8 protein-coding genes are annotated in these 12,022 nt (G+C 65.9%); 3 read left to right on the plus strand and 5 right to left on the minus strand.

Annotated elements, in window-relative coordinates; genetic code table 11:
• The first annotated feature begins 37 nt into the window (after window positions 1-37).
• Window positions 38-1,522, plus strand: a complete 1,485-nt coding sequence (locus tag OK351_RS11130) for a mannitol dehydrogenase family protein (RefSeq protein ID WP_265158857.1) — start codon at window positions 38-40, stop codon at window positions 1,520-1,522.
• Between the two features lie 73 nt (window positions 1,523-1,595).
• On the opposite strand, the gene OK351_RS11135 is transcribed toward OK351_RS11130, so the two are convergent.
• The gene (locus OK351_RS11135; protein ID WP_265158859.1) at window positions 1,596-2,723 is read right to left on the minus strand and encodes an endonuclease/exonuclease/phosphatase family protein; all 1,128 of its coding nucleotides are present in this window, start codon (window positions 2,721-2,723) and stop codon (window positions 1,596-1,598) included.
• Window positions 2,724-2,773: 50 nt separating this feature from the next.
• Window positions 2,774-4,435, minus strand: a complete 1,662-nt coding sequence (locus OK351_RS11140) for a thiamine pyrophosphate-binding protein (RefSeq protein WP_306349481.1) — start codon at window positions 4,433-4,435, stop codon at window positions 2,774-2,776.
• 361 nt (window positions 4,436-4,796) lie between these two features.
• Here OK351_RS11140 and OK351_RS11145 point away from each other — a divergent pair, with 361 nt between their 5' ends.
• Window positions 4,797-5,429, plus strand: coding sequence for a carbonic anhydrase (locus OK351_RS11145; RefSeq protein ID WP_265158861.1), 633 nt, complete (start codon window positions 4,797-4,799; stop codon window positions 5,427-5,429).
• Window positions 5,430-5,454: 25 nt separating this feature from the next.
• Here OK351_RS11145 and OK351_RS11150 read toward each other — a convergent pair whose 3' ends face one another.
• Together OK351_RS11150 and OK351_RS11155 are read right to left on the minus strand one after the other, a co-directional pair.
• Window positions 5,455-6,810 (minus strand): TIGR01777 family oxidoreductase, encoded by a 1,356-nt coding sequence (locus OK351_RS11150; RefSeq protein WP_265158863.1) that lies wholly within the window; start codon window positions 6,808-6,810, stop codon window positions 5,455-5,457.
• A 97-nt stretch (window positions 6,811-6,907) separates the two neighbouring features.
• Window positions 6,908-9,745, minus strand: a complete 2,838-nt coding sequence (locus OK351_RS11155; RefSeq protein ID WP_265158865.1) for an FAD-binding and (Fe-S)-binding domain-containing protein — start codon at window positions 9,743-9,745, stop codon at window positions 6,908-6,910.
• 130 nt (window positions 9,746-9,875) lie between these two features.
• Between OK351_RS11155 and OK351_RS11160 the strand changes: the two genes are divergently transcribed.
• The gene (locus tag OK351_RS11160) at window positions 9,876-10,535 is read left to right on the plus strand and encodes a GntR family transcriptional regulator (protein ID WP_265158868.1); all 660 of its coding nucleotides are present in this window, start codon (window positions 9,876-9,878) and stop codon (window positions 10,533-10,535) included.
• A gap of 57 nt (window positions 10,536-10,592) precedes the next feature.
• On the opposite strand, the gene OK351_RS11165 is transcribed toward OK351_RS11160, so the two are convergent.
• A complete protein-coding gene (locus OK351_RS11165) occupies window positions 10,593-11,813 on the minus strand; it encodes an MFS transporter (protein ID WP_265158870.1) in 1,221 nt (406 codons plus the stop codon).
• Window positions 11,814-12,022: the final 209 nt, after the last annotated feature.

Raw genomic sequence — 12,022 nt, forward strand, 5'->3', positions numbered from 1 at the left:
TCCCCTTCCCCCTATCTCCAAGGAGTCCTTGCAGACCATGAAGCTGAACACCAAGACACTGACCGGGATCACCGGCGCGGTGCATACCCCCGCTTACGACCGCAACCACGTCACCGCCGGCATCGTGCACTTCGGGGTGGGCGGCTTCCACCGGGCCCATCAGGCCATGTACCTGGACCGCCTGATGAATGCCGGGCAGGCCATGGACTGGGGGATCTGCGGGATGGGCGTGATGCCCTCGGACACCCGGATGCGCGATACCCTGCAGGACAGCGACGGGCTGTACACCCTGGTGGTAAAGAATCCCGACGGCACCCGGGACGTGCGGGTCATCGGTTCGATCATCGACTACCTCTATGCCCCGGACGATACGGAGGCCGCGATCGAGAAGTTGGCCGATCCCGCCATCCGCATCGTCTCGCTGACCGTCACCGAGGGAGGTTACAACGTCAACCCGGTCACCGGTGAATTCGACCTGTCCAATCCCGCGATACTCGCGGACCTGGCCGCACCTACGGCCCCGCGGACCACCTTCGGGCTGATTTCCGCCGGGCTGCAACGCCGCCGGGAGCGTGGCATCATCCCCTTCACGGTGATGAGTTGCGACAACATCCAGGGCAATGGCGAGGTGGCGCACAAGATGTTCGGTGCCTTCGCCACCGCGCTGGACCCGGAGTTCGGTGCCTGGGTCGAGGCCAACGTCCCGTTCCCGAACTCCATGGTCGACCGGATCACCCCGGTGACCACCGATGCCGACCGCGCCGATATCAGCACAAGCTACGGTATCGAGGATGCCTGGCCGGTGGTGTGCGAGGACTTCACGCAGTGGGTGCTGGAGGACAAGTTCGTCGCCGGCCGCCCGGACTTCAAGCAGGCCGGTGTGCAGGTCGTGGACGACGTGGTCCCCTATGAACTGATGAAACTGCGTTTGCTTAACGCCAGCCACCAGGGACTGTGCTACTTCGGCTACCTGGCCGGCTACCGGGCGGTGCACGATGTGGCCCGCAATGAGCTCTTTTCCCGGTTCCTGCTGCGATACATGGATCTGGAGGCCACCCCGACGCTGGCTCCCGTGCCAGGGGTCGACCTGGAGGCCTACAAGCGCACGCTGATCGACCGGTTCAGCAACGAGTATGTTGCCGATACCGTGGCCCGGCTGTGCGCCGAGTCCTCGGACCGCATCCCCAAGTGGTTGATGCCCGTCGTGCGCGAGAACCTGGCGGCAGGACGCGATATCGCCCTATCCGCGGCCATTGTGGCCAGTTGGGCGCGCTATGCCGAAGGGGTTGACGAATCGGGAAATCCCATCGAGGTGGTGGATCGGGTGGCGGATCAGGTCAGGGCCGCCGCAGCCGCACAGCGGCAGGACCCGCTGGCCTTCCTGCGTCAGCATGACCTGTTCGGGGACGTGGCCCAGGACCCACGGTTCACCGGGCCCTACCTGGCTGCCCTTCACTCGCTGCACGAGCGCGGTGCCCTGGCCACACTCAAGGAACTTACCGCCGCACCGACAGCGCGTTAAGCGCCGGAGAACACCGCCGAACGCACTCCCGGATCCTGCCCTCCTGCCGGCGGGCGGTCCGGGTTGTGCGTTCTCAGAATTTCAGGTCGCTCCACAGCAGGTCTGCCGCGGCTCCACTGACCGTGCCGTCGCTTTCGGGGACCGCGCCGTCCACGGAGGGGGTGGCGATCCTGCCATGGCGGGTGATCTCCAGGTCGCTATCGGCCAGGATGTAGTTCGACTGGTCATGGACACCCTGTTCGGCCACGCCGATCTTTTCCAGCAGTGCGTCGACCTCGGCGTTGTGTTCCACGCCCCTGCCCAGCTCACCCAGTAGCACATAGGCCACCGAGCGGGCAGGCGCGGCGTCGGCATCGTCACGGATGTACGGTTCGGCCGCCAGCCAATCACCGATCGCGGTGAGCTGGTCACTGTGCCGGGGTGCCGCGTATCGGGTTTCCTCGGGATCCTGGTTGGCCTGCACGGCAATGACCCGGATCTGCTGCCCGGCGACGGTCAACGGGATATCCCACAGCCCCGATTCCATCAGCGGCATGGCCTCGGCAACGGTTGCGCCGAGACCGGCTTCGGATATCCGGCTACCGGGCAACTCGGCCCACCGCTGGTCGGTAATGGTCTGGATGTTGTCCCGGTCGATCGGGTGCTTGGAAAGCAGCACCATTGATCCCTGCCCGGGAAACTGCCCGTAGCCCCAGGCATCGGCCGGACCACCGATGATCTTGTCCTCGTCCAGGTCCGCCCCGCTGGGCACGCCCTTGTTGGTCGGTCCGACGTAGCGGTAGGGGTAATCGGTCGCCCGGCCATCGGCCTGGGCCTGCTTGAGGTACTCGTCGTTGAAGGTGCGCACCGCACTCTCATCGGCATCGATCCCGGTCAGCAGCACGACATCCGCCCCGGAGCGCTGGATGGCGGTGGCCACCTGCACGGCCCGGGCTTCCTGCCCGCCGGCCAGGTTGGCTGCCAGCTCACCGGGATTCTCGCCGCTGAGGCCCACGTCAAAGGTCGCCACGCGCATTTGCTGTCCGGAGCTGGCCACGAGCAGGTCCTCCAGCAGATCGGAACTCAGGGGATGGCCCGCGTTCTCCTCGATACTGATGATCCCGCAACGGTAGTCAACCGCACCTGCCGCATCGTCCGTAACAGGGGTCGCGGGAACGGCCAGTGAGGTTCCCAGACCAAAAACTGTAAGACTAACCGACATTAATAGCACGTGGCAACCCTACGCTGAACGACGAGGGGATTTCCACCGGCTTAATCAGATTGTGACACCCGCGGGGCGGAGATCCGGGCGTTGGCCTGAAGGACTTCTTCCATATAGGGGGCGCGTACCTGCGGGGAAATGCGCGCGTCCACCAGGCACACGCCATCGGCTCCGGACTCCACCCAGGAAGAGACTTTCTTCAAGTCAGCAATGGTTTTAACGGTGATTCCGGTGGCCCCGAAGGCTCCGGCCACGGCGCCGAAATCAACGGTCGGGATCAGCATCGGGTCCTCATGCAGTCCGATGGAACCGTACTGGTGGATTTCGGCGCCATAGGCGGAATCGTTATAGATGACAATGATTCCGCTCTCCACGGTGCGCACGATCGACTCCAGGTCGGCCAGCGACATCAGGAACCCGCCGTCACCTGCAGCCAGGACCACGGTGCGCCCTTCCGCGGCGGGCCCGACCCCCACCATCGAGGCGGCGCCCAGCCCGATGGACTGGTAGGCGGTGCCCACGCAGGCCAGCGAACGGGTGCCACTGGTCGACCAGTACATCGGCCCCCACCCGATGAAGTGCCCGCCGTCCTGGACCAGCAGCCGGTTCTCGGGCAGGATCTTCTCCAGTTCACTGGCCACCCGGCGCGGATCAAGCAGCCCGTCGGGGGCGACTTCGTCGCCCGGTTCGCGCGCGGTGATCTCGCCCAGGTCCAGCTGCGGCCAGTACAGCTCGGCCTGCGGGCGATCGGTGATCCGCGGCAGCAACCCGGCCAGTGCCTGCGCGGTGTCGGCGGTGGCGAAGAGATCCACCCGGCTACTGGTTGGGGCCTGGGCCAGGTCGAGCTGGATCACGGTGGCGTGCGGGTGGAACAGGTCCCCGAACCGCATCTGGAACTGGTTCAGGCTCGCCCCGAGCACAAGTACGGTATCGGCCTGGCCGATGATCTGGGCAGTGCGTTCGGTGGAGAAACCGCCGGTGATGCCCAGGTCGGCCGGGCGGGCCAGCAGATTGCGCGCCAGCAGGGTGCCCGAGCTGGTCGCTCCGAGCCTATCGGCCAGTTCGGCCACCGCACCGGCCGCGTCGATGGCCCCCCGCCCGTATAGGATGTGCGGGCGGCGGGCAGCGTTCAGCAGCCCGGCGATGTGTTCCAGCTCGCCGTCCTGCGGGAAGGGGGCGGCAGGGTGTGACCGGTACTCGGCGAAATCCCAGGGGCCCTGGTCTTCGGTCGGTGCCGCCGCCAGGTCATAGGGAATGGCCAGCACCACGGGAGTGCGTTCGCGCAGGGCATGGGCTGCGGCCTGCAATGCGGTCTGCCCCGGGGTGTGTGCGTCCACCACGTAGGTCACCGCACCCACGGCGGTATCGATGGCCCCCTGGTCGACATCCCAGCCGCGGCGTCCGCTGGTGGGTGCGTCACCGGTAACGAACAGGACCGGGGTGCGGGCCGCAGCCGCCTCGGCCAACGCCGTGATCGCATTGGTGAAACCCGCACCGTAGGTGGTGGAGGCGATGGCGAGCTTGTTGCTCACCCGGAAGTAGGCGTCCGCAGCGGTCACGGTAGCCTGTTCGTGGCGTACCGCGGTGTAGTCGAACCCCTGTCGGACGGCGGCGTCGAGGAAGTGGGCGTTGCCGTTGCCCATCAGGCCGAAGATCTGTGGGGCGACGGGTTTCAGGGCGCGTGCGATGACGGCGGAAATGCTTGACATCATGGACTCTTTTCAAGAAAGTGCTGGTTGAGAGAATTCCATATATGTCTGCCGCTACCATTCGCTACCGGTACTGGTAGCGGGTATCGCCCCTTTTGAGAGCGCCGGAAACCCCACGGGGTTCCTGACAGGATTCAGGATACGGGACATAACCGGTCCGAGGCCAGCGTACCGCTACCGGATTTTCCGTCTTCGAGGTGTGCGCTCCGCACCGGCACCTCCTCCCGTCCGCTTTTCCCGGAGTATTCCACAGCAGCCGATAGCGCGTCCGGCAAGGCCAAACGACGTAGCCGGCCCATCCCAATAGGGCATCTGACACACGGTTTCGCGTCTCCGGACCGAGGTCGCACGTATAATTTGTAGCATGTCGATACCTGCACCACATGCACTGACCCCCGCCGAGGCCCTGGCCAAACTCCAGGAAGGGAACCTGCGTTTCATCAACGGCCAGAATGAGCACCCCAACCAGGACGGCGGTCGACGGCAGTCGCTGGTATCGGGGCAGGACCCCTTCGCAGTGATCTTCGGTTGCTCCGACTCCCGCCTGGCCGCGGAGATCATCTTCGATGTCGGCTTGGGCGACATGTTCGTGGTCCGCACCGCAGGGCACGTCATCGATTCGGCAAGCCTGGGTTCGCTCGAGTTCGCCGTCGACATCCTGAATATCCCGCTGATCGTGATCCTCGGCCATGACAGCTGCGGAGCGGTCACCAGCGCCATCGAGGCCAAGAAATCCGGTGTCCTGCCCAAGGGTTTCATCCGCGACCTGGTGGAACACATCACCCCGTCGGTCTTTGCCGCCGAACGCAAGGGGTTCACCGATGTGAACTCCACCGTCGTGGAGCATGTGAAGGAGACTTCCGAACGGCTGGTGGACCGTTCGCGCATCATCGGGGATGCGATCGCCGAAGGGCGTACCGCAGTGGTCGGGGTGAGTTACCACCTCTCCGATGGTGAAGCACAGGTCGTCTCCGGGTTCGGCCTGCAGGATGACTAGCATTCTCCTCTAGCGGGACCGGCTTCTACTCCGCGCGTCCCAGCGTGTGCGCCAGGACCTCCTGGATCCGTTGGGTGCGGAAGCGGTGCTGCGCCTCCAACAGCTTGCGCGGGATGATGTTCTGGTTGGCCAGGGCCAGCAGCCGGGCCCCGTGGTTGCCCAGGACCAGTTTCGGCCCCAGCGTCGGCACCGGGATGACCGCCGGCCGATGCAACGTTTCCCCGAAGCTGCGTGAGAAATCCGCATTGCGCACCGGGTACGGTGCCACGGCGTTGACCGGTCCTTCCAGTTCCGTGTCCCACAAGGCCCGGTGGTAGATATCAACCAGGTCATCCAGCCCGATCCAGGACAGCCATTGCTTCCCGGATCCCAGCCGTCCGCCCAGCCCCGCGGCATATAGCGGGCGCAGCACCGCGAGCATTCCACCAGAGGCATCAAGCACCACACCGGTCCTGACCTGGACCGTGCGCAGGCCTTGACCCTGTGCACCTCGTGCCGCATTCTCCCAGCGCCGCACCACATCCACCAGGAAGTCCTCGCCGCCGGCTCCGGACATGGCGTCCTCATCCAGCGGCTCGTCCCCGGCGTTGCTGCCGTAGATGCCAACGGCGGAGGCGCTGACGAAGGTCCCCACGCCGCTGGATGCGGCCAACTGGGCCAGCTTCCTGGTCGGTTCGATACGGCTGGACACCACCGCAGCCCGGTGCTCATGCCCGAATCGACCGAAGATGCTCGCACCGGCCAGGTGGATCACGGCGTCGCATCCGGACAGAAGTTCCGCGTCGGGATCCTGCGGATCCCAGCATCGTTCCTCCGGGTTCCCGGCTTCGTGGCGGACCAGGCGGATCACCTGGTGCCCTCCGCTGGTGAGGAAGGCGCACAGTGCGCTTCCCACCATCCCGGACGCACCGGTTACGGCAATCACCAATGGCTTCAGGCCGGCCTCTGCGGCCTGCTGGTGGGCTGAGAAGTCGCCCACCAGTTGCCGGTGCCGGTAGGCCAACATGCGCTGGATCTGCCCTGCCGGTAGCGAGGAGTCGATCCTGTCGATGACCCGCGACTGCTGCTGACCGGCAGCCTCGAAGCGGTGTTCATGGCGCCAGGTCAGAGCCCTGGTCGGCCAGCTGCGCGGACCCTGCGGCTCCAGCAGGTCCACGAAGCGCCGCGCCTCGTCGTACTCGCCGGGCTGGTGGGCGGCAATCCAGCGCAGCCCACCGGGCAAGCGCAGCACCGCGGTGCCGTCCCGCAGCGACCGGGCCTCCTGCAGCACCGTGAGTGGAAGCCATGGCGGCAAGAGGCGGTGCACGGCGCCGGGCCGGGCGAACCATGCGAAGGTGTCCTCGACGGACAGCGGCAACTGCACTTCCCGGTGAATGCTCATGGACCCAATCTAGGCATATGGCACCTGGGTTGGGCAAGGCTGCGGAGCGGGTTCACACCCGGCGCACATCCGGCCCGGCGCCAGGGACCGGTGGCCGTTAGGCCCCGGTGGTGACCTGGGCCAGCAGCTCCAGCACGTGCTGGTAGTCCTTGCCGGTGGCCCGGGTCATGCCCAGTTCGCAGGTGCGGTTGCACGAGGCATGGGCCGTGCTGTCCAGCTCCCTGACCTCTGCCGCTTCGGCCGCGGTGGCCGAGGCGGTGAGCTCGGGATGCAACATCCCGCGATCCCCGGCGAATCCGCAGCATCCCCAGGCCTGGGGCACATGGACCACGTCGGCCGTTGCCCGTGCGATGGCCTCCAGTGCGTCATTCAGTCCCATCTGGGTGGATGAGCAGGTCGGGTGCAGGGTCAGCGAGTCGATCTTCTTGCCTGTCGGCAGCCTGTCCAGCAGGTGCCTGGCGGTGAATCCCAGGGCATCCTGCACCGTGTACCCGGCCCCGGCCAGGATCTGCTCAAAACCCTCGGTGCAGCTGGTGGCATCGGAGATCACCGGCAAGGCGGCACCTTCCGGCTGCGCGGCACGCACCCGTTCGATGACCCGGTGCTCCATGACCTGGTGCCCCTGGGTATAGCCCTTGGAGGTCCAGGGCGTACCGCAGCACATGGACTCGATGCCCACGGGCACCAGCACGCTGACCCCGGCATTGACCAGCAGCTGCTCGAACGCGGCGGCGACACCGTCCCCGTCGCCGCAGGCGCCGAACATCGAGTTCACGCACGCCGGCAGGTAGATCGCCACCGGTTGCGCATCCTTGGCACCGAGCCGTCCGACCAACGGCTTGCGGGCCGTTCCTCCCCCGGGCAGGTCCGCCCCGTAGCGCGGCATCACATCGGTGTTGATGACCTTGCGGGCCAGGTCGGTGGTTCCGCTGACCAGGGGGGCAGGGATCTTCTCGGCCACGCTCAGCGCCAGCGCCCCGGCACGGGTGGCCGCGCCCCAGCCCTTGGCCGCGGCCTTGAAACCGGCTTCCAGCACCGGGTGGGCGTCCTCGCGGCGCAGCCGCTTGACCAGCAGGCCGGTGTTGATCTGCACCGGGCAGGCGGTCACGCACATGCCGTCCACCGCGCAGGTCTGCACCGCGTCGTAGTCGTAGTCGCGTTCCAGTTCGGCCACCAGCGCCATATCGCCGTCGGCTTCGGCTTTGGCGATGGCGCGGCGCACCACAATGCGCTGCCGCGGGGTGAGGGTCAGGTCCTTGGAGGGGCACACCGGCTCGCAGTAACCGCATTCCACGCAGCGATCGGCCTCCACCTCGATGGTGGCGTTGAGCTTGATATTGCGGATATGCGCGGCATGGTCCTCGTCGATGATGACCCCCGGGTTCAATACCAGCCGCGGGTCGGCCGCGGTCTTCAGCTGAACCATCACCTCGTAGAGCTCGTCCCCGTATTGGCGGCGGACGAAGGGTGCCATGGCCCGCCCGGTGCCGTGTTCGGCCTTCAGGTTTCCGCCCTTGGACAGGATCAGCTCAACCATCTGCTCATTGAACGCGTTGTAGCGGTTCAGGGCCTTCTCGCCCTCGAACCGGTCGGTGAGCATAAAGTGGATGTTGCCGTCCTTGGCATGTCCGAAGATCACCGAATCCTCGTACCCGTAACCGGTGAACAGTTCCTGCAGGTTCTGGCAGGTGTGCGAGAGTTCGCCCACCGGGACGGCCACGTCCTCCAGCAGCGCGGTGGTTCCCGAGGCCCTGGCCCCGGCCACCGAGGCGTAGAGTCCCTTGCGGAATTTCCAGGCGGCTTGGCGGTTGACCGCATCGGTGCTCAGCAGGGCCGGGGCGCGCAGCGGGGCCTGGTCCAGCAGTTGCTGCCCGGCCCGCTGCAGACCGGCCAGTTCCTGATCGGTGTCCGCGTGGTACTCCACCAGCAGCGCGGCCTGGTCCCGTACCTCGAAACCCATGATGGCTTGCGGGACGCCGGGCAGGTTCTGACCCACCCGCAGCGACGTCGAGTCCATCAGCTCCAGGGTGGCCGCCCCCGAGTCGACCAGGTCGGGCAGGGCGCGGGTGGCCAGATCGAGGTTGTCGAACACCGCCAGGGTGGCGATGGCCAGCTTGCGGATCGGCACGGTGCGGAACACCGCCTCGGCCACGAAGGCCAGGGTCCCCTCGGAACCGATGACCAGTTGGGCGAACAGCTGGGCCGGGGAGTCGAAGTCCAGGAAGGAATTCAGCCCGTAGCCCATGGTGTTCTTCAGCGCGAAGTGCTTGCGGATCAGCGCCACGGATTCGGAGTTGTCCCGCACCCGGCGGCGCAGGCGTTCCAGCGTGGCCACCAGTTCCGGTTCCGCCTGGGCGAACCGGGCATCGGCGTCCGGGGCCGCGGTATCGATCATGGTGCCGCTGGGCAGCACGAAGGTCATCGATTCCAGGGTCCGGTAGGTGTTGAATTCGGTGCCGCAGGCCATGCCCGAGGAGTTGTTGGCGATGACCCCGCCAATGGTGCACGCGGCCTCGCTGGCGGGGTCCGGTCCCAGCTTGTGGCCGTAGGGCGCCAGCCGGGCGTTGACCTGGCGGACCGTGGCGCCTGGCTGCACACGGACCCGTCGGCCCGCCTCCAGCACGGTGATCGCGCGGAAGTTCTTGCGCACATCGATCAGCAGCCCGTCCCCGCTGACCTGACCGGCCAGTGAGGTGCCGCCCGAACGCAGGGTCACCGGCTGATTGGTGCGTGCGGAGGCGGCCAGCAGCCGGCTGACTTCAGCGGCATCGGCCGCGATGACCACGGCCTGGGGTGTGAAGAGGTAATGGGAGGCATCCGAGGCGTAGGCGACACGGTCGATGGACCGGGTCTTGACCCGGTCCCGATCGGCAACGACGTCGGTCACTTCGCGCGGGACGGTGGTCTCACCCAATGCTGGCGTGCTCACGGCCATGCTCTGCTCCTGTGGTCTCGAGTAGGCCAAGCCTACCGAATCGCAATTTTGTCTAACAAGTACACATGCCATGCTAGTACCTTGCGTGCAATACTTTAACCGTCCAAAGCAAACCATTGGAGGCAAAGCCGTGGCACGTCTAGGGGTCGTTTCGGTCGTGCAGGCCATCATCCGGGACCTGCGTGAGCGGATTTTCAGCGGGGACCTGGCCCCGGGCTCCGCACTACGCGAGGTCGACGTGGCGGAGCACTACGAGGTGGCCCGCCCCACGGCCAAGGCGGCCCTGGAGAACCTGGTGGCCACCGGGTTGCTGAGCCGCAATGCCCACCAGACCGCCCGGGTGCGTCGGCTGACCCCCGCGGACACGAGGGATATCTACCGCACCCGCGCCATCATCGAGGCCGAAGCCGTGCGGCTACTGGCCTCCACCAGGCACGTCCCGGAGGCCGCCCTGGAATCCAACGCCCGGATCACCGCGCTGCGTGATGCCTCGCCCATCCAGATCGTCGACCCCGATGTGCGTTTCCATACCGCATTGGTCGACGCCCTGCAGTCCCCGCGGACCAGCACCATCTACGAACAGCTGACCGACGAGATCCGCCTGTGCATGAGCCATGTGCAGGACGCGACACTGCTGTCCACCGAGCGGATCGCCGCCGAACACGGGCAACTGCTCGAGCTGATTGCCGCAGGAGACGGGGATGGTGCGGCCGAGGTGCTCCAGCGGCATCTGGACAACGCCAGCACCCGGCTCGCCGAGCACCTTGCTGGCCTGGGTAGCGCGGTTTAATGACAACCACCCGCCCGGAGCATGATTCCCATGCGGGACGGGTGGGAGCAGAGCGGGCTATTGTGCCGCAACCGGCTCCGGCTGCACCGCCTCGGTGGCGCGTACCGGCTTGCGGATCAACGAGGTAGCCAACAGTCCCAGCACCGCCGCGGCACCGAAAAGGTAGAACCCATAGGGGTAGGCGTGCCCGCTGGCTACCAGCAAACCGGTGAGGCCCGGCCCGACGATCGCGCCCAAGCGCCCCACCCCGGCGACCATTCCCATTCCGGTACCCACCAGATGCCGAGGGTAGGCATAGCCAACGAATCCGTAGATCAGTACCTGGGCACAGAAGACAAAGGCTCCGGTGACCAGGACCACGAGGTTCAGCACCCATTGGTTCTCCATCCGGATACTGAGCAGCACCAGTAGAACCGCGGCGGACCCGAACCAGAACATGGTGGTTCCCTCGATCCCCCGGGCATCAGCGATACGTCCGCCCAACAGCAGTCCTGCAATGGCCCCGACATTGAGAACCAGCAGCAAGACCAGCGAATCGGCCACGTTGTATCCGGCGCCACGAATCAGCTGCGGCAACCAGGTGTTCATGCCGTAGACCAGTAGCAGTCCCATGAATGCACCGATCCACAAACCGATGGTGGACCGTGCCGTACCTCCGCTGAAGAGATCCCGGATGCGGGCCTGTGGCACCGGATCCCCGTGGGCGGCCAGGCCCGCGGCATGGGTTTCCGGAAGCTTGAAGTACATGATCGGCAACAGCAGCAGGCCCAATGCACCGCCACTGTAGAACAGCCAGGTCCAATGTCCCGCGGCCACGATCGCCAGCAGCGAGGCAAGCACCGCCCCGACATGGTACCCGGTCATGGTTATGGTGCTCGAGTGGGCGCGGGCGTCATCTGCAGCCGCTTCCTGCATCATCGTGATGGCCACCGGCATGCAGCCTCCGATGGCAAGACCGGCGATGAAACGCACAACCACCAGCATCGCGATGTTCGGCATGAGCGGGAAGACCAGGGTGAAGATCGAGAAGACCAGTACGCAGACCAGGATCGGCACGCGTCGACCATACTTATCCGAGGCCGGGCCGATCAGCACCGCGCCCAGCCCCACGCCAACGAGCGAAAATGTGGCAATACTCGTCGCGTCCAGCGCGGTCATGCCCAGATAGGCGGAGTCCAGCAGGTGCGGAATCGAGGCACTGAGCGCAACGATATCGAACCCCTCAAAGACCACGGTGGTCCAGCATAGGGCCACGATCCAGGCTCGGGTTGTTTTCAAGAAGGCACTCCCAGATGGTCGGTTTTCGTCACGGATCGGTGATCGAGCATCTTCGAGTGTGCCCCATACCGCATCGGAAAACCATTCATTACCGAACATTCGTTCGGTATGTGAACTTTTGTGGCCCATGGTCGTCGTTGACAGCTGCCATGCCTCGGCGAGTCGGGGTCCTGGTATCGATCTCACACAAGCCCGGCGAACCAGGCTGC

Origin of the sequence: Glutamicibacter sp. MNS18 (assembly GCF_026107515.2) — a bacterium.
GTDB lineage: Bacteria > Actinomycetota > Actinomycetes > Actinomycetales > Micrococcaceae > Glutamicibacter.

Coding starts and splice junctions, on each gene's coding strand:
- OK351_RS11130 (WP_265158857.1), top strand. CDS start 38: ATGAAGCTGAACACCAAGACACTGACCGGGATCACCGGCGCGGTGCAT.
- OK351_RS11135 (WP_265158859.1), bottom strand. CDS start 2,723: ATGTCGGTTAGTCTTACAGTTTTTGGTCTGGGAACCTCACTGGCCGTT.
- OK351_RS11140 (WP_306349481.1), bottom strand. CDS start 4,435: ATGATGTCAAGCATTTCCGCCGTCATCGCACGCGCCCTGAAACCCGTC.
- OK351_RS11145 (WP_265158861.1), top strand. CDS start 4,797: ATGTCGATACCTGCACCACATGCACTGACCCCCGCCGAGGCCCTGGCC.
- OK351_RS11150 (WP_265158863.1), bottom strand. CDS start 6,810: ATGAGCATTCACCGGGAAGTGCAGTTGCCGCTGTCCGTCGAGGACACC.
- OK351_RS11155 (WP_265158865.1), bottom strand. CDS start 9,745: ATGGCCGTGAGCACGCCAGCATTGGGTGAGACCACCGTCCCGCGCGAA.